The sequence below is a fragment of the Aeromicrobium sp. UBA7512 genome (assembly GCF_002476985.1).
In the GTDB taxonomy this organism is placed as follows: domain Bacteria; phylum Actinomycetota; class Actinomycetes; order Propionibacteriales; family Nocardioidaceae; genus Aeromicrobium; species Aeromicrobium phoceense.
In genome coordinates, this window is the sequence record NZ_DLNK01000005.1 from 168437 (window position 1) to 191507 (window position 23071).

The 23071-nt window shown below is 70.6% G+C and carries 22 protein-coding genes and 1 tRNA gene; 15 read left to right on the plus strand and 8 right to left on the minus strand.

Annotation, left to right across the window (positions count from 1 at the left end):
- Nucleotides 1-18: 18 nt before the first annotated feature.
- Complete coding sequence (locus tag B2363_RS07160) at nt 19-567, minus strand: 4-amino-4-deoxy-L-arabinose transferase (RefSeq protein ID WP_286929415.1); 549 nt, start codon at nt 565-567, stop codon at nt 19-21.
- Nucleotides 568-628: 61 nt separating this feature from the next.
- Here B2363_RS07160 and B2363_RS07165 point away from each other — a divergent pair, with 61 nt between their 5' ends.
- Nucleotides 629-871 carry a MoaD/ThiS family protein gene (locus B2363_RS07165; RefSeq protein ID WP_181754890.1) on the plus strand — a complete coding sequence of 81 codons (243 nt, stop codon included), beginning with the start codon at nt 629-631 and terminating at the stop codon, nt 869-871.
- Between the two features lie 10 nt (nt 872-881).
- On the opposite strand, the gene moaA is transcribed toward B2363_RS07165, so the two are convergent.
- The 3 genes from moaA to B2363_RS07180 form a co-directional block, all read right to left on the minus strand.
- Complete coding sequence (moaA, locus tag B2363_RS07170; RefSeq protein ID WP_286929417.1) at nt 882-1859, minus strand: GTP 3',8-cyclase MoaA; 978 nt, start codon at nt 1857-1859, stop codon at nt 882-884.
- Nucleotides 1856-2296: a molybdenum cofactor biosynthesis protein MoaE gene (locus B2363_RS07175; protein ID WP_286929419.1), complete on the minus strand. Its 441-nt coding sequence runs from the start codon at nt 2294-2296 to the stop codon at nt 1856-1858. Before B2363_RS07175 ends, moaA begins: the two co-directional genes overlap by 4 nt.
- A gap of 57 nt (nt 2297-2353) precedes the next feature.
- Nucleotides 2354-2430, minus strand: a tRNA-Pro gene (locus tag B2363_RS07180).
- 134 nt (nt 2431-2564) lie between these two features.
- Here B2363_RS07180 and tig point away from each other — a divergent pair.
- From tig to B2363_RS07225, 9 genes are all read left to right on the plus strand, one after another.
- Nucleotides 2565-3944 carry a trigger factor gene (gene tig, locus B2363_RS07185; protein WP_286929420.1) on the plus strand — a complete coding sequence of 460 codons (1380 nt, stop codon included), beginning with the start codon at nt 2565-2567 and terminating at the stop codon, nt 3942-3944.
- 273 nt (nt 3945-4217) lie between these two features.
- Nucleotides 4218-5366 carry a lipase family protein gene (locus B2363_RS07190; RefSeq protein ID WP_286929421.1) on the plus strand — a complete coding sequence of 383 codons (1149 nt, stop codon included), beginning with the start codon at nt 4218-4220 and terminating at the stop codon, nt 5364-5366.
- Nucleotides 5367-5482: 116 nt separating this feature from the next.
- The gene (locus B2363_RS07195; RefSeq protein WP_286929423.1) at nt 5483-6721 is read left to right on the plus strand and encodes a lipase family alpha/beta hydrolase; all 1239 of its coding nucleotides are present in this window, start codon (nt 5483-5485) and stop codon (nt 6719-6721) included.
- Between the two features lie 98 nt (nt 6722-6819).
- Nucleotides 6820-7302, plus strand: coding sequence for an SRPBCC family protein (locus B2363_RS07200; RefSeq protein ID WP_181754902.1), 483 nt, complete (start codon nt 6820-6822; stop codon nt 7300-7302).
- Nucleotides 7303-7331: 29 nt separating this feature from the next.
- Nucleotides 7332-7775 (plus strand): SRPBCC family protein, encoded by a 444-nt coding sequence (locus B2363_RS07205; RefSeq protein WP_286929767.1) that lies wholly within the window; start codon nt 7332-7334, stop codon nt 7773-7775.
- Nucleotides 7776-7871: 96 nt separating this feature from the next.
- Entirely contained in the window at nt 7872-8447 is a 576-nt protein-coding gene (locus tag B2363_RS07210; protein WP_078698878.1) for an ATP-dependent Clp protease proteolytic subunit, read from the plus strand.
- Entirely contained in the window at nt 8444-9043 is a 600-nt protein-coding gene (locus B2363_RS07215; RefSeq protein ID WP_181754906.1) for an ATP-dependent Clp protease proteolytic subunit, read from the plus strand. The genes B2363_RS07210 and B2363_RS07215 overlap by 4 nt, the downstream gene beginning before the upstream one ends.
- Nucleotides 9044-9141: 98 nt before the next feature.
- Nucleotides 9142-10410, plus strand: a complete 1269-nt coding sequence (gene clpX, locus B2363_RS07220) for an ATP-dependent Clp protease ATP-binding subunit ClpX (protein WP_181754908.1) — start codon at nt 9142-9144, stop codon at nt 10408-10410.
- A gap of 20 nt (nt 10411-10430) precedes the next feature.
- Nucleotides 10431-11588, plus strand: a complete 1158-nt coding sequence (locus B2363_RS07225; RefSeq protein ID WP_286929424.1) for a saccharopine dehydrogenase family protein — start codon at nt 10431-10433, stop codon at nt 11586-11588.
- 3 nt (nt 11589-11591) lie between these two features.
- On the opposite strand, the gene B2363_RS07230 is transcribed toward B2363_RS07225, so the two are convergent.
- From B2363_RS07230 to B2363_RS07240, 3 genes are all read right to left on the minus strand, one after another.
- Nucleotides 11592-12359, minus strand: coding sequence for a DeoR/GlpR family DNA-binding transcription regulator (locus B2363_RS07230; protein WP_286929425.1), 768 nt, complete (start codon nt 12357-12359; stop codon nt 11592-11594).
- A gap of 51 nt (nt 12360-12410) precedes the next feature.
- The gene (gene valS, locus B2363_RS07235) at nt 12411-14987 is read right to left on the minus strand and encodes a valine--tRNA ligase (RefSeq protein ID WP_286929426.1); all 2577 of its coding nucleotides are present in this window, start codon (nt 14985-14987) and stop codon (nt 12411-12413) included.
- 66 nt (nt 14988-15053) lie between these two features.
- Nucleotides 15054-16418 (minus strand): FAD-binding oxidoreductase, encoded by a 1365-nt coding sequence (locus B2363_RS07240; RefSeq protein WP_286929427.1) that lies wholly within the window; start codon nt 16416-16418, stop codon nt 15054-15056.
- 148 nt (nt 16419-16566) lie between these two features.
- On the opposite strand from B2363_RS07240, the gene B2363_RS07245 reads away from it, so the two are divergent.
- On the plus strand, nt 16567-17547 hold the full coding sequence (locus B2363_RS07245) for a GNAT family N-acetyltransferase (RefSeq protein ID WP_286929428.1): 981 nt from the start codon (nt 16567-16569) through the stop codon (nt 17545-17547).
- On the opposite strand, the gene B2363_RS07250 is transcribed toward B2363_RS07245, so the two are convergent.
- A complete protein-coding gene (locus B2363_RS07250; RefSeq protein ID WP_286929429.1) occupies nt 17511-19637 on the minus strand; it encodes an MMPL family transporter in 2127 nt (708 codons plus the stop codon). The genes B2363_RS07245 and B2363_RS07250 overlap by 37 nt on opposite strands.
- A gap of 160 nt (nt 19638-19797) precedes the next feature.
- Here B2363_RS07250 and B2363_RS07255 point away from each other — a divergent pair, with 160 nt between their 5' ends.
- From B2363_RS07255 to B2363_RS07270, 4 genes are read left to right on the plus strand one after another with little or no spacing between them, the layout of a single operon-like run.
- Nucleotides 19798-21141 (plus strand): bifunctional folylpolyglutamate synthase/dihydrofolate synthase, encoded by a 1344-nt coding sequence (locus B2363_RS07255; protein ID WP_286929430.1) that lies wholly within the window; start codon nt 19798-19800, stop codon nt 21139-21141.
- 5 nt (nt 21142-21146) lie between these two features.
- Nucleotides 21147-21473 (plus strand): DUF4233 domain-containing protein, encoded by a 327-nt coding sequence (locus tag B2363_RS07260; RefSeq protein WP_181756198.1) that lies wholly within the window; start codon nt 21147-21149, stop codon nt 21471-21473.
- A gap of 53 nt (nt 21474-21526) precedes the next feature.
- On the plus strand, nt 21527-22198 hold the full coding sequence (locus B2363_RS07265; protein WP_286929431.1) for a metallophosphoesterase family protein: 672 nt from the start codon (nt 21527-21529) through the stop codon (nt 22196-22198).
- Complete coding sequence (locus B2363_RS07270) at nt 22191-23051, plus strand: hypothetical protein (protein ID WP_286929432.1); 861 nt, start codon at nt 22191-22193, stop codon at nt 23049-23051. Before B2363_RS07265 ends, B2363_RS07270 begins: the two co-directional genes overlap by 8 nt.
- The last annotated feature ends 20 nt before the right edge of the window (nt 23052-23071 follow it).

The following is a 23071-nucleotide window of genomic DNA, read 5'->3' on the forward strand; positions in this document are numbered from 1 at the left end:
CCACAACCGCGTGAGGAGTCAGGACCCCGTCGACACGATCAGGTCGGCTGCCTCCGGTGTGTGGTCCGTGGCGATGTACTGCTCCTCCTGGGCGGCCCACACGTCCCACCACGGGGCATAGGTGTCGCCGTCGCGGGTGAGGGCCCGCCGGCGCCGCTCCTCCTCGGGCGCCTCGAGCCACACGAGATGGCTCAGGAACGGGCGCAGCGCGGTGGCGCCGGCCCCCACGCCCTCGATGATGAGGTCGTTCGTCGGTCGCACGGTGAGCCACCGGCCCGGCGCGTCGGCCTCCCAGTCCCACTGCCGGGCGCGGCCGATCTCGCCGATCGCCAGGTCGGCCAGGAGGGCACGGACGACGGCGGGCGTCCGGGACAGGCCGTGCCAGCCGGGGTAGAGACGCTCGAGGTGCAGGATCGGTGCGCCGATCCGGTCGGCGAGGTCCAGGGCGAGTGCCGTCTTGCCGGCTCCGCTGCGACCGTCGATCGCGATGACGCGAGTGGCTCCGCAGGCCGGAGCGCGGCCGCGCACGCGCGCGGCCAGGACCTCGGGAAGGCTGGAGGGGTCCACCGGGTCGACGCTACCCGTTCGTCGGATCGTGGCGAGCCCGTGTGGACGCTAGTTTGGCTGCATGGAGCCCGTGAGAGTGCGACTCTTCGCCGCCGCCCGCGAGGCGGCCGGCACCTCGGAGACGACGGTCGAGGCCGCCACGATCGGCGACGTCCTCGACGCGTTGGCCGCGAGGTTCGAGGACCTGGGTCCGGTGCTGACGCGTTGCTCGGTGCTGGTGGAGGGCACGCGCACGACCGACCGGTCGGCTCCCGTCCCGGCCGGTGGCACCGTCGACGTGCTGCCGCCCTACGCGGGAGGCTGAGCCGCGCCGCTCAGCCGCCGATGGCGCTCATGGGGCGGTCGGGCTGCACGAACGTGGGGGAGTCGATCCCGTGGCCGGCGCGCTTGGCGGCGATCGAGCCGCTGATGATCCCGACCAGGTCCTCGTCGCTGCCGCCGCCGCGCAGGACCTTCACGAGGTCGGACTCGTCGCGCGCGAAGAGGCAGTTGCGCACGTGGCCGTCGGCGGTGATCCGGATACGGTCGCACGCGGCGCAGAACGGCGCGGTCACCGAGGCGATGACGCCGACCGAGCCGGGACCGCCGTCGAGCAACCACGTGTCGGCGGGGGAGGAGCCGCGGCCGGGGATCGGCTCCAGCTCGTAGCGCGTGCGCAGCCGCTCGAGGATCTCGTCGCCGGTGAGCATCGCGGCGCGGTCCCACGTGTGACCGGCGTCGAGCGGCATCTGCTCGATGAAACGCAGCTGCGCGCCCTGGCCGACGGCGAACTCGACCAGGTCGACGAGCTCGTCCTCGTTCACGCCGCGCATCGCGACGGCGTTGAGCTTGAGCGGCGTGAAGCCGGCGACCCGCGCCGCCTCGATGCCCGCCAGGACGTCGTCCAGCCGGTCGCGGCGGGTGAGCTGGGCGAAGCGCTCGCGGTCGAGCGTGTCGATCGAGATGTTGAGGCGAGCGAGCCCGGCCTCGCGCAGGGGCTGGGCGAGCTCGGCCAGGCGCAGGCCGTTGGTGGTCATCGAGACCTCGGGGCCCAGCGCCGCCAGGCGCCGCACGACCTCGACGGCGTCCTTGCGCACGAGGGGCTCGCCGCCGGTCAGCCGGATGCTGGTGACGCCGAGACCGACGCAGACCCGCGCGATCCGCTCCAGCTCGTCGGTCGTGAGGATGCTGTCGCGCTCGATCCACGGCACGCCCTCGGCGGGCATGCAGTAGGTGCAGCGCAGCGAGCACTTGTCGGTGAGGGAGATCCGCAGGTCGCGGTGAACGCGGCCGAAGCCGTCGACGAGGGTCACAGGCCCACCCAGTCGGAGCGGCCCTGCGTGTCGGTCTGGCGCTTCCAGATCGGGACCTCGGTCTTGATCAGCTCGATCAGGGCGCGAGTGGCTTCCAGCGCCTCGCGGCGGTGGGGCGCCGCGCTGGCGATGACGACGGCGACGTCGCCGATGGCGAGTGAGCCGAAGCGGTGCGAGACGGCGACCGTCGCCCCGGTGTTGAGCGCGACCTGGCCCGCCAGGGCGGCCATCATCCCCTCGGCGTCGGGGTGCGCCTCGTACTCCAGCTGCGCCACGGTGCCGGCGGCGTCAGGGTCGTGGTCGCGGATCGTGCCGACGAACAAGTCGGCGGCACCGATGGCCGGTCCGGTGACGGCGGCCAGGTGCTCGGCCACGTCGAGCGGCTCGTCGACCACGCGGGCGTGGACGACCCGTCCGGTCACCGCGTCGGTCGTCATGCAGACAGCCTAGGTGCCCGCACCGAGTTCGGCCGGGCTCGTCTCGCGGCCGGTACGTGGTCGGGATGACAGGATTTGAACCTGCGGCCCCCTGCTCCCAAAGCAGGTGCGCTACCAAGCTGCGCCACATCCCGTGGGCACGGATCAGTGTAGGCCGCTCGGCGGCAGCCCGTTTGACCCGCCACCACGGGCGCCCCGTAGACTGGACGCTGGCCTGCGTGAGGACTCCGTGGGCTTGCCACGAGCCCAACGACGCAGGAGTCATCACGTGAAGAGCAGCACCGAATCGCTGAGCCCCACCCGGGTCAAGCTGACCATCGAGGTGCCGTTCGAGGAGTTCAAGCCGAACCTCGACAAGGCGTACAAGACCATCGGTGCACAGATCCAGGTCCCCGGATTCCGCAAGGGCAAGGTCCCCTCGGCGATCATCGACCAGCGCGTCGGCCGCGGCGCCGTCCTCGACGAGGCCCTGAACTCGGCCCTCCAGGGCTGGTACGCGCAGGCCCTGCAGGAGACCAAGACCACGCCGCTCGGCCAGCCCGAGATCGACCTGACGAAGTTCGAGGACGGCGAGACCATCGAGGTCACCGCCGAGCTCGACGTGCGCCCGCAGCTCGAGATCCCCGACGCCTCCGAGATCGCCGTGACGGTCGAGGACATCGAGGTCGGCGACGATGACGTCAACGAGCAGCTCGACCAGCTGCGCGAGCGCTTCGCCACCTTCAGCGAGGTCGACCGCCCGGCCGCCGAGGGCGACTCGATCACGATCGACCTCTCGGCCGCTCGCAAGGACGGCTCGCTCATCGACGAGGCCCAGGCCGAGGGCCTGCCCTACGTCATCGGCAAGGCCACCATGCTCGACGGACTCGACGAGGCCGTCACCGGCCTGTCGAAGGGTGACTCGGCGACCTTCTCCACCACGCTGGTCGGCGGCGACCTCGCCGGCGAGGAGGTGGACGTCACCGTCACGCTGCAGGACGTGCGCCAGACCGACCTGCCCGAGCTCGACGACGAGTTCGCCCAGATGGCGTCGGACTTCGACACCATGGACGAGTTCCGCGCCGACCTCGTCGAGCGCCTGACCCGCGGCAAGCGGATCGAGCAGGCCGCCGAGGCCCGCGACCTCGTGCTCGAGGAGCTCGTCAGCAAGATCGACGCCCCGATGCCCGAGGGCCTCGCCGAGGGCGAGCTGACCAACCGTCGCCAGCAGATGGACCAGCAGCTCGCGATGGCCGGCCTGACGCTGGAGGACTACCTCACCGACCAGGAGGACGGCAAGACCGTCGAGGAGTTCGAGGCCGAGCTCGAGCGCGACGTGCGCGAGTCGATCGTGGCGCAGTTCGTCCTGGACCAGCTGGTCGAGGAGAACGAGTACCCGCTCGACAACGACGAGCTGAGCCAGCACATCATGCGCCGCGCCCAGCAGTCCGGTGAGGACCCGAACTCCTACATCCAGCACATCATGGAGCACAACCACGTGCCCGAGATGATCAGCGAGGTGCTGCGCGGCAAGGCGCTCGCCGCGCTCGTGGAGTCCGCGAAGGTCACCGACAAGTCCGGCAACGTCGTCGACCTGGCCAACCTGCGCGCCGACGGCACCGTGGGTGGCGCCGAGGACGAGACCGAGTCCGAGTCCGACTCGCAGTGATCCCCGGTGGGCTCGTCCCACCGCCCGAGAGAGCCGGTACCCCGCTGGGGTGCCGGCTCTCTCTCGTCTCCTGACGCTCTCGCGCCGCTGTCCAGCCAGAGAACAGGGTCTTGACGTGAGCCACCTCACACGGAAATGTAACTTCTAGTTACACGTAACTAACAGTTACACGTCGTCCCAGCGACCAGGACCCCAGGAGACAATGTGAAGTTCCCACGCCCCCGTACCGCGAGTCTCGCGGCGACCGCCGTCGTCGCGTTCGCGGTTTCGACCATGTCCTCGCCCGCGCACGCCGCCGAGGACGTCTACACGCCGCCGGCCAGCATCGCCGGCGCCCCCGGCGCCGTCCTCAAGCAGGCACCCGGCACCTACGCCTTTGACAACCTGGGTCTGAACCGGGCCGATGCCACGGTCACGAAGGTCCAGTACGTCTCGACCGGTGCCCGCGGAGCCAAGACCGCCGTCACGGGTACGGTCATCGTCCCGAAGGCGGCCTGGACCAAGGGCGGTGAGCGTCCGATCATCTCGCTGAGCCCCGGCACCCAGGGTCTCAACGACAAGTGCGCCCCCAGCAAGCTGATCGAGACGGCCCAGCTGTACGACGGGAACTGGCTCAAGCAGTTCTACGACGCCGGCTACGCCGTCGCGATGACCGACTACGAGGGCCTCGGGACACCGGGCACGCACCCGTACGCGAACAACATCGCGCTGGGCCAGAACGCGCTCGACGTGGTGCGGGCCGCGCAGAACCTCGGCTTCTCCAAGACCGCTCCGGTCTTCCTCCAGGGCTTCTCCGAGGGCGGCGGCGCCACGGCGGGCGCCCTCGAGCTGGCCCCGACCTACGCGCCCGAGCTGAGGATCAAGGGCGGCCACGCCACGGCGCCCACGGTCGACCTCGGTGCGGTCGCGAGGAACATCGAGCACAGCGCCTACCAGACGTTCATGCTGTTCGCGGTCAAGATGCTCGACGTCACCTACCCCGAGCTGGGCATCCGCGCTCTGACCAACGAGGCGGGGCAGAAGCTGCTCGACGGCGCGGACACCGCCTACGGCTGCCTGCCCGAGAGCCTGCCCAGCGGGTGGCTGGACACCAAGACGCTGACCAAGGAGGGCAAGACGATCACGTCCTACCTGTCGCGGGCCGACATCGCGAGCCGCCTGGGCCAGCTGAAGCTCGGCTCGAAGAAGATCGGCGTCCCGTTCAAGGTCACGTCCTCGTGGGCCGATGACGTCATCCCGAACGCCACGGTGAAGCAGGCCTCCAAGGACTGGTGCGCCAAGGGCTCGAAGATCTCGTACAGCACCCTGTTCGCCCCGACTCACGTGGCCTCCGGCTACGAGGGCAGCGGCCAGGCCGTCGGGTTCTTCAACGACCTCGTCGCCGGCAAGTCCTTCGCCTCGAACTGCGGCTGGATCTTCTGAGGTCCTCCTCCCACGGCACGACACCGCCCCCGCGAGCTCCGGCTCGCGGGGGCGGCTGCGTTCACGGGACGAGATCGCGCGCCTGCCATGCGAGGGCGTACGGCACCATGGGGTCCATGTCCACCACGGCGCGCACCACCGATGTCGCCGCGCTGGCCCTCGAGTACGGCGACCGGCTCGTCCTCGGCACGGTGCGCGAGGTCCACGGCGCGATCGCCCGCCGGGCCTTCCGGGCGACGCGACTGGTCGGGAGCCGGGTGCCCGAGTCCGTGCACGACGCGGTCGCGGGCTCGATCTACGGTGGCATCTCGGGTGCCCTGCGCCTCTCCGGCGGGGCGGCCCGCGCGCTGGCCGCGCGCGGCGTCGGCGCGCCGGTCGACGACTCCCGGCTCGGGCGCCAGGTGCGATCCGCCGTCAACGGGCTCGTCGGCGACGAGCTGCGGCTGCTGGGGGATCCGCAGGCCATCACGATGTCGCTGCGCCACGACGGCACGGACATCCCCGCCACGCCGTGGAAGCTGCGGCAGGCCTACCCCGACGCCACGGGTCACCTCGTCGTCCTCGTGCACGGCCTGTGCGAGAACGAGGAGTCGTGGTCGCGCAGCAGCCGCGAGCGCCCGACGTACGCCGACCGCGTCGCCGCCGACACCGACGCCACCCCGGTGCTCCTGCGCTACAACACGGGCCTGCACGTCTCGGAGAACGGCCAGCACCTCGACGAGCTGCTGGAGCAGCTGGTCGAGGCCTGGCCGGTGGCGGTGCACCGCATCACCCTCGTGGGCCACTCGATGGGCGGCCTGGTCGTGCGCGCCGCCACCAACCGCGCCACCGTGGCCGGGCACCAGTGGGCCCACCGCGTGAGCGGCGTGGTCTGCCTCGGGACGCCGCACGCCGGCGCGAACCTGGAGAAGGCCGCGCACCTCGGCTCGCGCATCCTGCGGATCTGGCCGCAGTCCACGCCGTTCGGCGCCATCCTGGACTCCCGCTCGGCCGGCATCGTCGACCTGCGCCACGGCTACATCACCGCCGACGAGTGGGAGGGTCAGGACCTCACCGCTCGCTGGGGCCTCGACCGGATCGCCGCCGCCCCGCTGGCGCACGCGGAGTACCACTTCGTGGCCGCCACGGTCGGGGCCACGCAGCGTCACCTCCTCAGCACGGTGCTGGGCGACCTGATCGTGCACTTCTCCTCCTCGGCGGGCATCGGCCGGAGCGGTCCGGTCGTGGAGCACGCCCGGCTCGAGTACCTGCCCTCGACCCACCACCAGGCGTTGCTCAACCATCCGCGGATCGCGGACTGGCTGGTCACGTGGGTGACCGCGCGCCCGCGGCGCACGCGAGCGCTGGAGTCCTGAGCCCGCTCACACTGTGAGCCGGATCACCCCCATGTGACAGTTCTGGTGTCACGGTCCACTAGGCTCGCCGAGCAGTGACCGCGACGAAGGAGAGCAGCATGGCCAACCGCGACGAGATCTCGGCGACCATCGACATCGAGGCGCCCCCCGAGCGGGTGTGGGAGCTGGTGAGCAACCCGGCCCACATGCCCCGCTGGAGCCCGCAGTGCCGCAAGATGATCGTGCGCGGCAAGGGACCCGTCGGCGTGGGCACCACCACGATCAACGTGAACCGGCGCGGCCCGCTCTTCTGGCCGACGCGCTCGAAGGTCAAGGAGTTCGTCCCCGGGAAGCGGTTCGCGTTCAAGATCGCCGAGAACGGCACGATCTGGTCGTACGACCTCGAGGCCACCGCCACGGGCACGCGCCTCACCGAGAGCCGTCACGCGCCGCACGGTGTCTCGTCGCTGTCGAACTTCCTCACGCGCCGCGTGCTGGGCGGCACCGAGAACTTCGAGGAGGAGCTCGAGGCGGGCATCCGTCAGACGCTCGAGCGCATCAAGGCCGCGGCCGAGAGCAGTGACCTGGTGGGAAAAGCCTGAGCGGGGGAGTCCCGCCCCTCGAGACGTACCTGCTCGTCGCCGCACCGCCGGAGAAGGTCTGGGACGTGCTGAAGGACCAGCGCAGGATGAGGCGTTGGAGCCCCGAGACGTGGCTCCAGCTCTTCTACCCCCGGCGGCTGAGCCACAACCAGGTCTCGCTCAACCTGAACCGGCGCAAGGCGTTCGTCTGGCCCACCGTGAGCCGCTACGTCGACGTGGTGCGCCCCCAGCGCCTGGCGTTCCAGGTCTACGGCCCGGCCGCGCGGTGGAGCTACCGCCTCGACCCCGAGGACGGGGGCACGCGCCTGACCCTGCGTCGCGACCTGGCCGGGGGCCGGCGCAGCCTGCTGAGCCGGGTCGTGGCCACGCTGGCGCTCGGCGGGATCCAGAGCCACGACGACGAGCTCCTCGTCGGCATGGACCGCACGCTCGCGGCCATCTCGGCCGAGGTCGACGCGCACGTGGCCCGGTGACCCTGTACGCCGATGGCGAACACGGGGGCCGGGCGCGTGTCTGCGTCGGTTCCGCGGTCTAGGGTCAATGACGTGAACGCACCCATGAGCCCCCAGATGGCCGTCGAGGCGGGTCCCTCCGATCTCGACGGGCACATCTACAACCGACTGCTGAAGGAACGCATCGTCTTCCTCGGCTCGGAGGTCCGCGACCAGAACGCGAACGCGATCTGCGCGCAGCTGCTGCTGCTCAACGCCGAGGACCCCGAGGCCGACATCTACTTCTACATCAACAGCCCCGGCGGCTCCGTCGACGCGGGCATGGCGATGTACGACACGATGCAGTTCATCTCCAACGACATCGTCACCGTCGGCATGGGCCTGGCCGCCTCGATGGGCCAGTTCCTGCTCGCCGCCGGCACCGCGGGCAAGCGCTACGCGCTGCCCCACACGCGGATCATGATGCACCAGCCCTCGGGCGGCATCGGCGGCTCCGCGTCCGACGTCAAGATCCAGGCCGAGCAGTCCATCCTGCTGAAGAAGCAGCTCAACCAGCTGCAGGCGCAGCACACCGGCCAGAGCGTCGAGCAGATCGAGGCCGACGCCGACCGCGACCGCTGGTTCACGCCCGCGCAGGCCAAGGAGTACGGATTGATCGACGAGATCGTCAACACGGCAGGAGACGTGCGATGAGTTATTACATGCCGCAGTGGGAAGAGCGCACGTCCTACGGATTCCGCCGGATCGACCCCTACACGAAGCTGTTCGAGGACCGCATCATCTTCCTCGGCACCCCGATCAGCGACGACGTCGCCAACGCGGTCACGGCCCAGCTGCTGTGCCTGCAGTCGATGGACCCCGATCGCGACATCAGCATCTACATCAACAGCCCCGGTGGCTCGTTCACCGCGCTGACGGCGATCTACGACACGATGCGCTACATCAAGCCCGACGTGCAGACGTTCTGCCTGGGTCAGGCCGCCTCGGCCGCCGCGGTGCTGCTGGCCGCGGGTACGCCCGGCAAGCGCTTCGCGCTGCCGAACAGCCGGATCCTCATCCACCAGCCCTACACCGAGGGCACGGGCGGCCAGATCTCCGACCTGGAGATCCAGGCCAACGAGATCATCCGGATGCGCGAGCTGCTCGAGAAGATGCTCGCCGAGGCCTCCAACAAGACGGCCGAGGAGGTCAGCCGCGACGTCGAGCGCGACAAGATCCTCACCGCCGCCGGTGCTGTGGAGTACGGAATCATCGACCAGGTGCTCGACACCCTCAAGGTCCCGGTCTGAGCGACACGACCGGACCGAACCGCCGTTGACGGGTCCCCCACGACGCCTCCGTGTGGCATCGTGGGGGGACCGCCAGGAAACGACAGGAAACAACTCGCATGGCACGCATTGGTGAGACCGCCGACCTGCTGAAGTGCTCCTTCTGTGGGAAGAGCCAGAAGCAGGTCAAGAAGCTGATCGCCGGACCCGGCGTCTACATCTGCGACGAGTGCATCGACCTGTGCAACGAGATCATCGAGGAGGAGCTGGCCGAGGGCGCCGAGGTCAGCCTCGGCGAGCTGCCGAAGCCGGCCGAGATCTACGAGTTCCTCAACACCTACGTCGTGGGCCAGGAGGGCGCCAAGAAGTCGCTCGCCGTGGCGGTCTACAACCACTACAAGCGCGTGCAGGCACAGGCCTCGGGCCGGATCAACAAGGACGAGACGGTCGAGCTGGCCAAGTCGAACATCCTGATGGTCGGCCCCACGGGCTGCGGCAAGACCTACCTCGCCCAGACGCTGGCGCGCATGCTCAACGTTCCGTTCGCCATCGCCGACGCCACGGCCCTCACCGAGGCCGGCTACGTCGGCGAGGACGTCGAGAACATCCTCCTCAAGCTCATCCAGGCCGCCGACTACGACGTCAAGAAGGCCGAGACGGGCATCATCTACATCGACGAGATCGACAAGATCAGCCGCAAGAGCGAGAACCCCTCCATCACCCGCGACGTGTCGGGCGAGGGCGTGCAGCAGGCGCTGCTGAAGATCCTCGAGGGCACCACCGCCTCGGTGCCGCCGCAGGGTGGTCGCAAGCACCCGCACCAGGAGTTCATCCAGATCGACACCACCAACGTGCTGTTCATCGTCGGTGGCGCCTTCGCCGGACTCGACCAGATCATCGAGCAGCGCAGCGGCAAGAAGACCCTCGGCTTCAACTCCGACATCGCGCCGGTGGTCGAGGAGAACGACCTGCAGAAGCTGTCGAAGGTCGTGCCCACCGACCTGCTGAAGTTCGGCCTGATCCCCGAGTTCATCGGCCGCCTGCCGGTCATCGCCGCGGTCAACAAGCTCGACAAGCCCGCCCTCATCTCGATCCTCACCGAGCCGCGCAACGCGCTCACGAAGCAGTACATCCGGCTGTTCGCGATCGACGACGTCGAGCTGGAGTTCACCGAGGACGCGTGCGAGGCGATGGCCGACCTGGCCCTCGAGCGCGACACCGGCGCGCGAGGCCTGCGCTCCATCGTCGAGGACGCCCTGCAGGACGTCATGTACGAGATCCCCAGCCGCGAGGACGTCGCGAAGGTGATCGTCACGGCCGACACCGTGCGCCACCACACGCCGCCGCGGGTGCTCACCCACGACGAGGCCGACAAGAAGGCGAGCTGACCCCGGTATAGCGTCGACCCATGGTCGATCTCACGCTCTTCGGAGCCACCGGGTTCACCGGCGGTCTCACCGCCGACTACCTCGCCGTCCACCTGCCCGCCGACGCCACGTGGGCGATCGCGGGCCGCTCGCGCGCGAAGCTCGAGCAGGTGGCGGCGCGCATCGCGGCCACGGGTCGTGAGGCGCCCGCGATCGTCGTCGCCGACCTGGCCGACGACGCCTCGATGGCGACGATGGCCTCCGGCACGCGGGTCCTCATCAGCACGGTCGGGCCCTACCTCGAGCACGGCGAGCCGGCGGTCAAGGCCGCCGCGGAGGCCGGTATCGACTACGTCGACCTGACGGGCGAGCCGCAGTTCGTCGACGAGATGTACCTCAAGTACCACGAGACCGCGGTGGCCGCCGGGGCCCGGCTGGTGCACTCCTGCGGCTTCGACTCGATCCCGTACGACCTGGGCGTCTTCCACACCGTGCAGCAGCTCCCCGCCGACGCCCCCATCACGATCAAGGGCTACATCCGCGCGAAGGCCTCGTTCTCGGCCGGCACGTACCACTCGGCGCTGGGCCAGATCGGCCAGTTCCGCGGCTCGAAGGCCGCCGCCAAGCAGCGTCGTGCCCACGAGGGCCGGCCCACGGGCCGCCGGGTGCGTGGCGGCGGGCGCGTCGGTCGCGCCGAGCCGCCCGTCAAGGGGTTCGGGGTGCCGTTGCCGACGATCGACCCGCAGATCGTGCTGAGGTCGGCCCGGGCGCTCGAGCGCTACGGCCCGGAGTTCACGTACGAGCACCACGCCCACTTCAGGACCCGCCGGATGATGGCGTTGGCCGCCCCCGTGCTCGGTGCGGTGGCGGTGGGCGCCCTGATCCCACCGGTGCGCACCATGCTGGTCAAGCTCAAGGCGGCCGGCGACGGCCCCACCGAGGAGCAGCGGGCGAAGTCGTGGTTCACGCTCACGCTCGTCGGAATGAGCGGCGACACCAAGCTCGTCACCACGGTGCGCGGCGGCGACCCGGGCTACACCGAGACCGCGAAGATGCTCGCGGAGTCGGCCATGTCGCTGGCCTACGACGACCTGCCCGAGGTCTCGGGACAGACCACCACCGCCGTCGCGATGGGCGCCGCCTTGGTCAACCGGCTGCAGAACTCCGGCATCGACTTCGCCACCCAGCCCGTCGAGTAGCGGTCAGGCGACGACGACCTCGACGCCGACGTCCTCGAGCATCGCGCGGTCACGTCCGGTGATGCCGTCGTCGGTGACCACGGCGGACGCATCGCCGAGGTCGGCGAACGAGAACACCCGGTGCGGGCCGAACTTCGTGGAGTCGGCGAGCACCACCCGGGTGCGCGCAGATCCGAAGAGCGCGCGCTTGACGGCGGCCTCCTCCGAGTCGGGGGTGCTGAAGCCGTGGTCGGCGGCGATCCCGTTCGTGCCGATGAACGCCACGTCGGCGCGCGTCCCGCGCAGGGCCTCCACCGTGGTCTGGCCCACGGCCACGCCGGTGACCTCGCGGACGCGGCCCCCGAGCGTGTGGAGGGCGATGCCGTCGTGGCCGAGCAGCAGGTGGGCGATGGCGACGCTGTGGGTCAGCACCGTCAGGTGGCGGTCGGCCGGCAGGACGTCGGCCAGGTGCGCCACCGTGCTGCCGCCGTCCAGCAGGATGCTGCCGCCGGTGCCGGGCAGGAACTTCAGGGCGGCCGCCGCGATGCGCGACTTCAGCTCGGGCCGCTCGCCCGTGCGCTGGGCGAGGCTGGCCTCGATGCGCGCGTACGCCGTGGACAGCACCGCACCGCCGTGCACCCGCGTGGCGGTGCCGGCGCGCTCGAGCACGTCGAGGTCGCGGCGGATCGTCTCGGTGGACACCGACAGCTCCGCCGCCACCTCGTTGACCGAGAGCCGCCCGTCGCGGGTGAGGCGCTCGGCCAGCAGCACCTGACGTTCAGCGGCGTACACGTGACCTCCCGAGCTGTGGAACTCTGTGGCTTTCGCTGGGAGTTTACGCGGTCAGGACTCCGCGAGCGTGGCGTCGACCTTCAGCGCGCCCTCGCCGGCGGTGGTGACGACCTCGCCGACGACCCGCCCGGCCGCCCGCACGTCGGGCAGCGCCGACGCGAGGAGGTCGAGCGTGGCGGCGTCGCCCGAGATCTCCACCTGCGTGACCTCGGTGCGCTGGCTGACCTTCGCCGTGGACTTCGCACCACGGATACCGGCCAGTGCCTCGCCCGCGATCGCGAGCAGACGAGCGTCGAACGCCTCGATCGCGAGGTCGTCGGCGGTGGGCCACGCGGAGCGGTGGATCGACCCCTCCTGCCACCACGACCAGACCTCTTCGGTGACGTAGGGCAGGAACGGCGCGAGCAGGCGCAGCTGCACCGAGAGCGCCAGCACGAAGGTGGCCTTCGCCGAGGTGCCCGAGGCGTCCTCGGCGCGGGCGCGCTCCTTCACGAGCTCGAGGTAGTCGTCGCAGAAGTCCCAGAAGAACTTCTCGGTGACCTCGAGCGCCGAGGCGTAGTCGTAGGCCTCGAAGTGCGCGGTGGCCGTCTCCACGACGTCGCGCAGGCCGGTGAGCAGCGCCCGGTCGAGCGGCTCGGTGACCAGCGTCGGGTCGAGCAGGGAGGCGTCGGCGCCGAGGCCGTACTGCTCGACCGGGGCGACGACGAACTTGCTGGCGTTCAGCACCTTCATCGCGAGGCGACGCCCGACCTTCATCTGGGTCTCGTCGAACGGCGAGTCCGCGCCCGGGCGAGCGCCCGCGGCACGCCAGCGCACGGCGTCGGCGCCGAACTTCTCGAGGATCTCGTCCGGGACGACGACGTTCCCCTTGGACTTGCTCATCTTCTTGCGGTCGGGGTCGACCACGAAGCCCGAGAGGGCGGCGTGCTTCCACGGAACGGTGCCGAACTCCTGGTTGGAGCGCACCACGGTGGAGAAGAGCCACGTGCGGATGATGTCGTGGCCCTGCGGGCGCAGGTCCATCGGGAACGTGCGCTCGAACAGGTCGAGGTCCCGCTCCCAGCCGCACACCAGCTGGGGGCTGAGCGACGACGTGGCCCACGTGTCGAGCACGTCGGGGTCGGCGATGAAGCCGCCCGGCTTGCCGCGCTGGGACTCGTCGAAGCCCGCCGGCGCCTGCGAGGCGGGGTCGACCGGCAGGTCGTACTCCGGCGCGAGGATCGGGTTGTCGTGGTCGGGCTCGCCGTCCTCGTCGAGCAGGTACCAGACGGGGAACGGGATGCCGAAGAACCGCTGGCGGCTGACCAGCCAGTCGCCGTTGAGGCCCTCGATCCAGTTCGTGTAGCGCGACTGCATGTAGCCGGGGTGCCAGTCGATGTCGTAGCCGAGGGCGACCAGGTGCTGGCGCAGCTCGGCGTCGCGGCCGCCGTTCTTGATGTACCACTGGCGGGTCGAGACGATCTCGAGCGGCTTGTCGCCGCGCTCGTAGAAGTTCGCCATGCGCTGCGTGGGCGTGGGCTCGCCGTCGAGATCGCCCGACTCCGCGAGGGCGGCCGTGATGGCCTCACGGGCGCTGAAGGTGGTCTTCCCCGCGAGCTCGGCGTAGACGCTCTCGCCCGGACCGCCGGCGACCCACTCGGGAACCTCGCGCAGGATGCGACCGTCGCGCCCGATCACGGTGCGGTTGGGCAGGTCGAACTCGCGCCACCACTGGACGTCGGTGAGATCGCCGAAGGTGCAGCAGTGGACGATGCCCGAGCCCTTCTCCGGGTCGGCCAGCGTGTGGGCCAGGACGGGCACCTCCACGCCGAAGATCGGCGAGTGGGCGGTGGTGCCGAACAGGTGCTGGTAGCGCTCGTCGTCGGGGTGCGCGATGAGCGCCACGGCGGCCGGGGTCAGCTCGGGACGGGTGGTCTCGATGAACACCTTCTGGCCGTCCGCGAGGTGGTAGGCGACGCGGTAGTAGTGGCCGGGGTAGTCACGTGCCTCGAGCTCGGCCTGGGCGACGGCGGTCTGGTAGGTGACGTCCCACATCGTCGGCGCGTCCTGGCTGTAGGCCTCGCCGCGCGACAGGTTGCGCAGGAACGCGCGCTGGCTGGTGACCTGCGCGTCGTGGCCGATCGTCGTGTACGTCTGCGACCAGTCCACCGAGAGGCCGAGCGTGCGCCACAGCTTCTCGAAGACCTGCTCGTCGCGCACGACGAGCTCGTTGCACAGCTCGATGAAGTTGCGCCGGCTGATCGGGATCTGCTTCTTCGGGTCGGGTTTGGCCGGGGGAGTGAAGCCGGGGTCGTACGGCAGCGAGGGGTCGCAGCGCACGCCGTAGTAGTTCTGCACGCGGCGCTCGGTGGGCAGGCCGTTGTCGTCCCAGCCCATCGGGTAGAACACCTCGAGACCGCGCATGCGCTTGTAGCGCGCCATCAGGTCGGTGTGGGTGTAGCTGAAGACGTGACCCACGTGCAGCGAGCCCGAGACGGTGGGCGGCGGGGTGTCGATCGAGTACACCTCGTCGCGCGTCTTGGTGCGGTCGAACGCGTACGTGCCCTGCTCGGCCCATACGTCCACCCACTTCTCCTCGAGGCCTTCGAGGACGGGCTTCTCCGGAACGCGGTTCTGTGCAGTGGTCACGAGCGTCGATTCTACGTGGCTTCGCCGGTGACATCCGCCGCGGGAGCACGGCCCGTCGCTCGGGCTCTACGGACCGGGGATCGCGATTCCGGGGTTGAGGATGTCGCCGGGGTCGAACGCCTGCTTGACGAGGCGGTGGGCGCGTACCGCGGAGGCGTCGAGCTCGGTGCCGAGCCACCCCCGCTTGAGGGCTCCGACCCCGTGCTCGCCGGTGATCGTCCCGCCCAGCTCGAGCGCGCGAGCGGTGATCTGGTCGAAGGCACGCAGCGCGGCGACGCGACTGTCGGGCCGGCCCTCGTCGTAGATGATCGTGGGATGCATGTTCCCGTCCCCGGCATGGCCGAAGACGCCGATCACCAGGCCCTCACGCGCGGCGATGTCCTCGACGGAGGTGATGAGGTCGACGATGCGGGACCGGGGCACGCAGACGTCGTCCAGCAGCCAGTCGCCGAGTCGCTCCAGGGCCGGCAGCGCGAGCCGTCGTGCCTGCAGGAGCAGGTCGCCCTCGCGGAGGTCGTCGCTGACGGCCACGTCCTCGGCCCCTGAGGCCCTGCAGAGGTCGGCCGCGAGGGCCACCTGCGCGGCACTGTCGGGCTCGTCGCTCTGGGCGAGCAGGACGGCGGCGGTGCCGGTGTCGAAGCCGAGTGGGCTCATCGACTCGATGGCGCTCAGCGTGGTCCGGTCCATGATCTCCAGCAGCGACAGCCGCGTGCCCGCCCGCGTCAGCTGCTGGACCGCGGTGCCGGCCGCGGCGAGCGTGCCGAAGGTGGCCAGCATGGTCGTGGGCGGCGCGGGCCGCGGGACGAGCCGCACCGTGATCTCGGTGATGACGCCGAGCGTGCCCTCGGAGCCCACCAGCAGCGAGGTGAGGTCGTAGCCGGCGACGCCCTTCGCGGTCCGCCGCCCGGTCCGCATCACCGAGCCGTCGGCCAGCACCACCTCCAGCCCACGGACGAAGTCGCGGGTGACGCCGTACTTGACGCAGCACATGCCGCCGGCGTTCGTGGCGACGTTCCCGCCGATGGTGCAGCTGTCGACGCTGCCGGGATCCGGCGGGTAGAAGAGGCCGTGCTCCAGCACCGCCGCACGCAGGTGGCCGGTGACGACGCCCGGCTGGACCACCGCGACCTGCTCGTCGGGGTCGATGGAGACGATGGAGTCGAGCCGGTGGGTCGAGAGCAGGATGGAACCGCGCTGGGCGTTGGCCCCGCCACTGAGGCCCGTGCCGGCGCCGCGAGTCACCACCGCCAGCCCGCGCCGAGCCGCCTCGCGCAGGACCTCGGCGACCTCCTCGGTGCTCCTGGGCGCGAGGACGGCCACCGGCATCGCGTGCTCGGTGAACCGCGACTGGTCCCGCGAGTAGCTCGCCATGACCTCGGGATCCGTCGACAGCAGCGCGGGTCCCCACCCGGAGAGGTTCGCGTCGTCCATCGGTCGATCCTTCCCTCGGTCCGGGTCGCGGGCAGCGCTGCCGCCGCCCGAGTGTCAACCTAGCCAACGTGGAGCAGGCGCCTCCCGGGCCGGTCGGGTGGTCGGCTCCGGCCGGCGGTCGAGCAGGATGGGGACCGGAGGCGATCAGATGAGCGAGGACGAGAGGCCGACGATCCACGTGGTCGCGGCGTTCACCACCGACGCGCAGGACCGGATCCTCATGGTCCGCAAGCGTGGCTCGGAGATGTTCATGCAGCCCGGCGGCAAGCCCGAGCCGGGCGAGGATGCGGTGCCGGCGCTCGTGCGCGAGCTGGCCGAGGAGCTGCTCGTCGAGGTCGCCCCGGACGACCTCACGGCGTGGGGCCGGTTCGAGGCCGACGCCGCCAACGAGCCCGGGCACCACCTCGTGGCCGACGTGTTCGCGCTGCGCCTCGACGGCGAGGTCACGGCGGCGGCCGAGATCGCGGAGGCCCGCTGGTTCACGCGGGAGGAGGCCCGGGCCCTCGGCGAGCGCCTGGCCCCGCTGGCCCGGCGCATGCTCGAGGTGCCCGAGGTCCGCTCGCACCTCCGGCCCTTCCGCTTCACCGAGCCGATCGAGACCGAGCGACTGCGGCTGCGGCCGATCACCCTGGACGACGTCGACGCCTTCCACGCGTACCAGGGCCGCGAGGACGTCGCCCGCTTCATGCTGTTCGAGCCGCGCACCCGCGAGGAGATGGCGGCCAAGGTGGCGGAGTGGTCGTCGCACACCGCGCTGGAGCGCGAGGGCGACTTCCTGGAGATCCCGGTCGAGCGCCGCACCGACGGGCGCATGATCGGGCACCTCTACCTGAGCCTGCGCAGCGTCGACCACCTCACCGCCGAGATCGGCTGGGGCCTCCACCCTGACTTCCAGGGGCAGGGCTTCGCCGAGGAGGGCGCCCGAGCGCTGCTCCGGCTCGCGTTCGAGGACATGCGCCTGCACCGGGTCGTCGCCGAGCTCGACCCGCGCAACGACGCCTCCGTGGCCCTGTGCCGCCGCCTCGGCATGCGCGAGGAGGCGTTCTTCCGTCAGGACATGTGGTTCAAGGGCGCCTGGGCCGACACCGGCGTCTACGCGATGCTCGCGGGCGACTTCTCCTCGACCTGAGGCTCCGGCGGTGCGGAGCCGTCGGTGCGGCCGAGCCGGCTGGGCCACCAGATCGACTTGCCGATGTCGAGGTTCAGCGCCGTGACCAGCACCGACCGGACGATGATCGTGTCGAGCAGCACGCCGATCGCGACCGCGAAGCCGAGCTCGGCCAGGAACACGATCGGCAGCGTCGCCAGGGCGGCGAACGTGCCGGCGAGCACGAGGCCGGCCGAGGTGATCACGCCACCGGTGGCCGCCAGCCCGATCAGCGCGCCTCGGCGCGTGCCGTGCAGCAGCGCCTCCTCGCGGACGCGGGTCATCAGGAAGATGTTGTAGTCGATGCCCAGTGCCACGAGGAACACGAACGCGAAGAGCGGGAACGAGGAGTCGGCGCCCTCGAAGTCGAACACGTAGTGGAACACCAGCGCGCTGATGCCCATGGCGGCCGCGAACGACAGCACGACGGTCAGCAGCAGGATCAACGGCGCGGCGATGGACCTCAGCAGGATCATCAGGACCAGCAGCACGACGAGCAGGATGATCGGGATGATCAGCCGGTTGTCGGCCGACGACGCCTCCTGGACGTCGAGGTTGAGGGCGGTGTTGCCGCCGACGAGGGCGTCAGCACCCTCCACGTCGTCGAGCGCCGTGCGGGTGTCCTCCACGGCGGTCTTGGCCTCCTCGGAGTCGCTCGGGACGCTCAGCGTCGCCTCGAAGTACGCGAGGTCGTCCTGGACCTGCGGCTCGGTGACCGTGGCGGGATCGACGTTCTCGACCCCGGCCACGACCTCGCGGACCTCAGCGGCCTGGTCGGCGTTCGTGATGATCTGGAGCGGGTCGCCTGCACCTGCCGGGAAGTGCTCGGCGATGCGCTCCTCGGCGACCACCGAGGGCTGGGTGGTGGTGAACGCCTCGGCGTTGCTCAGGCCCGTGGCGTCGAGCTTCACGATGCCGAACGACAGCGCCACGAGGATCAGGCTGGTGACGACCCAGACCGCGCGGGGCGCTCGGGCGATCCGCGTGCCGACCTTGGCCCAGAACCCGGTGTCGGTGCGCTCGGGGTCGCCGAAGTGGGGGATGAAGGGCCAGAACACCCAGCGTCCGAAGATCACGAGCAGCGCGGGCAGCAGGACCAGCATCGCGAGCAGGGCCACCGCGATGCCGGCGGCGCCCACCGGGCCGAGGCCGGCGGTGGAGTTCATCTGCGCGAAGAGCAGGCACAGCAGACCGATGATCACGGTGCTGCCACTGGCGAACACGGCGGGCGCCGCCCGGTGCAGCGCGTGCGCCATCGCCTCGTGCCGGTCCTCGTAGCGACGCAGCTCCTCGCGGTACCGCGCCACGATCAGCAGCGCGTAGTCGATGCCCGCGCCGAGCACGAGGACGCTGAGGATGCCGGCGCTCTGACCGTTCACCGTCAGCCCGCCGTACTTGGCCAGCAGGTAGACCAGGCCCTGCGAGGCGAAGACGCTCATCAGGCCGCAGAACAGCGGGATCAGCCACAGGATCGGGCTGCGGTACGTCAGCAGCAGCATCACCACGACGACGCCCACGGCGGCCGCGAGCAGGATGCCGTCGATCCCGGCGAACGCCTCGGCCTGGTCGGCGCCGAGCGCGGCCGGACCGCCCACGTCGACGCGCAGGTCGGTGCCCTCGACCGCGTCCTCCGCCGCCTCGGTCACGTCGTCGATCCAGTCGGGCAGCTCCTCCCAGCCCTCCTCGTCGAGGGTGATGGGCACGATGAGCTGCGCGGCCACGCCGTCCTCGCTGGGGATCGGCCCCGCGACCTCGCCGACCGGCACGTCCTCGAGGGCGCCGATCGCGGTGGCGGCCTCCTGGGCGGCGGCCAGGTCGGCCGGCGTCAGCGGCTCCTCCGACGTCAGCAGCACGATCGCGGGGGCCATGTTCTCGTCGTAGAACGAGCCCGCCTGCTGGATCACCTGTGTCGACTCGGCCTCGTCGGGAAGCCACGAGGCGATGTCGTTGTCCTGCACGCTCGTGAGCTTGGCGCCGAACGAGCCGAGGCCGCCGAGGATGACGAGCATGACGACCAGCACGACCCACTTGACCCAGCGATGAGTGATCCAGCCCGCGATCTGACGGTTCATGCGTTCAGTCTGTGACCGCGCTGTGGCCCCTGACCATGGGTGAAGACCCCGATTCTCGGACCGGTTCCGGCCACCCGCCACAGCAGGCGCCTCAGCCCCATGGGTGACGCGACAAACGCCTGTGACGCCACGCGATGCCCGGGCTGGGATACTGGGGACGATGAGGCCCACCTACCCCGATGTCGAGCTCGCTCTGCTGTCCCGCTGGCCCGAGACGCGGCTCGAGCCGTCGCTCGACCGGATCCGCGCCATCTGCGAGCTGATGGGTGACCCGCAGCGCGCCCAGCCGGTGATCCAGTTGACCGGGACCAACGGCAAGACCTCGACGAGCCGCATGATCGACGCCCTGCTGCGCGCGCTCGACCTGCGCACGGGTCGCTTCACGAGCCCGCACCTGCAGCGCATGAACGAGCGGATCTGCGTCGACGGCGAGCCGCTCTCGGACGAGCTCTTCGTCGACGCCTACGCCGACGTCGCGATCTACGCCGACCTCGTAGACCAGGGCCAGCCGCACCCCTTGAGCTTCTTCGAGATGCTCGTGGCGATGGGCTACGCGGCGTTCGCCGACGCCCCCGTCGACGTCGCCGTCGTGGAGGTCGGCATGGGCGGCGCGTGGGACGCCACCAACGTCGCCGACGCCTCGGTCGCCGTGATCACCCCGATCGACGTCGACCACGCGTCCTTCCTGGGCGACACGCCCGCCGACATCGCGGTGGAGAAGGCCGGGATCATCAAGCCCGGCTCGCGCACCGTGCTCGCCTCGCAGCCCGAGGAGGTCCTCGAGGTCATCATGGGCCGCGCGAACGAGGTCGGCTCGATGCTCGTGCTCGAGGGTGCCGACTTCGGCGTCGAGTCCCGCACGGCCGCGGTCGGTGGCCAGGTGCTCACGATCCAGGGGGTCAAGGGCCGGTACGAGGACATCCTGCTGCCGCTGCACGGTGCATTCCAGGCCCGCAACGCCGCTCTGGCGGTGGCCGCCGTCGAGGTCTTCACCGGTGACGCCGAGCTCGATCCCGACCTGATCCGCGCGGGCTTCGGTGCCGTCACCTCTCCCGGACGGCTCGAGGTCGTGCGCCGCAGTCCCACCGTCGTGCTGGACGCCGCCCACAACCCGCACGGGGTGCGGGCGATGGTCGAGTCGATCAGCGAGGAGTTCGCGTTCAGCCCGCTCATCGGTGTCGTCGGCATCATGGCCGACAAGGACGCCGAGGAGATCCTGCGCGAGCTCGAGCCCGTCGTGGCCCACCTCGTCTGCACGCAGAACAGCACCGAGCGGTCGCTCGACGCCGCCGACCTCGCCGAGGTCGCGAGCGGGGTCTTCGGCCCCGAGCGGATCACCGTCGTGCCCCGGCTCGACGACGCGCTCGAGCGGGCCATCGGGCTCGCCGACGCGTCCGGCGAGGACTTCGGCGACTCGATCGGCTCTGGCGGCGTGATCGTCACGGGCTCGGTCGTCACCGTGGGCGAGGCCCGCACGCTGCTGCGCGGCGGTGAGTCGCAGTGAGGCACATGTGCGCGGCGATGCTGTCGCTCCAGGCGATCATCCTGGGCCTGTCCATCCCGGTGATGATCGCGGTCGAGGACGTCTCGGCGCCGCTGGCATCGCTGATCGGCGGTGGGCTGGCCGTGCTGTGCGTCGTCGTGGCGGGTCTGCTGCGGCACCCGTGGGCCTACTGGGTCGGGCACGGGATCCAGGTGGCCACGATCCTCACGGGGTTCCTCGTGCCGATCATGTTCTTCATCGGGCTGATGTTCGCCGCCCTGTGGCTGGGTGCGTTCTTCCTCGGACGCAAGATCGCGGCCGACAAGGCCCGCTGGGCCGCCGCGGAGGAGTAGGAAGAGTCGCGCGATGTGACATGGCTCACCATGTTCCCCGGTACGGTTGAGACATGGTGCGCGTGCTCGTGGTCGCTGACGAGATCTCGCCGGTGATCCACGACGCCGGCGTCCGTCGGCTGCGCCCGGACGTCGTGCTCGGCGCGGGCGACCTGCCGTGGGACTACCTGGAGTTCCTGTCCTCGATGCTCGACGTGCCGGTGGTCTTCGTCCCGGGCAACCACGACCCCGCGGTGGAGGCGCCGCTCTCGGGCTTCCGCGGCTGGCTGACCAGCAACGGTCTGCCCCAGGAGGATCCGCGCCCCCTCGGCGGCGTGAACGCCGACGAGTCGGTGGTCGACGTGGCCGGACTCCGAGTCGCGGGCCTCGGCGGCAGCATCCGGTACAACGACGGCCCGAACCAGTACACCCAGGACGAGTTCGCCAAGCGTGCCAAACGCCTCATGAAGGTCGCCGCCAAACGTGGGGGAGGGGTCGACGTGCTGCTCACGCACTCGCCGCCGCGCGGGCTCGGTGACGGCGAAGACCCGCCGCACCACGGCTTCGAGGCGCTCCACGAGGTGATCGAGACCCTGCGGCCCACGTGGCACCTGCACGGTCACATCCACCCGTTCGGCCAGCCCCAGCCCGACCGGGTCGTCGGCGACACCACGATCCGCAACGTCGTGCCCTACAAGCTCCTCGAGATCGAGTCGGTGCTCGACCCGGTGGGCGGTCATGGCTGAGTCCGGCTCTCCCCGGATCGACGCCGAGAGCGACTTCATGCGGGCTCGGCGCCTGCAGACGCTCTCCGCCCTGGCCGCTCGCCTGCGCGGCGAGGGTGGCGAGGGCACCCGTGCGCTCTCCTTCGACGAGGTGGTGGACGCGCTCGGCCGGCGCGGCGAGCGCAGGATCGGGCTGCACCTGATCCCGCTCGACGCGATCATCGGCTCGGTCGACAAGGTGCGCGACTTCGACCGGCGGTTCCGGCCCACCTCGGACAAGAGCCGGGCGCGCTGGGAGCGGATCGCGCGTGCCAGCCGGATCGGCGAGGAGATCCCGCCGATCGACGTCTACAAGCTGGGCGACTACTACTTCGTGCGCGACGGCCACCACCGCGTGTCGGTGGCTCGCGCCCTGCGGCTGCGCCTCATCGAGGCCGAGGTCACCGAGGTGCAGACCCTGCTGGAGCCGCGCGACATCGGCCGTCGTGAGGACCTCGAGCTGAAGCACTGGCGCAAGGTGTTCCTGCAGCGCGTCCCGCTGCCCCCGGGAGTGCGCGACAAGGTCCGCGTGACCAAGCCGCACGGCTACGGCGTGCTGGCCGAGATGGTCGAGGCGTGGGCCGCCCGCACGATGCAGGCTGAGGCCCAGCTGATGGACAAGAAGACCATGGCGCAGCGCTGGATGGACGAGGAGTTCCTGCCGGTGCTCGAGCTGGTCGACGAGGCCGGCCTCAAGGGCGAGGACGAGACCGAGGGCGACGCCTACATGCGCGTGTCGGGGGAGCGGTACCGGCTGATCCGCGAGCACGCGTGGGACCGCGAGATCATGAAGCAGGTGGCCGCGGGCAAGCGGCGGCGGCGCAAGTCTCGTTGACCTGCGCCGCGCCCGCCCCG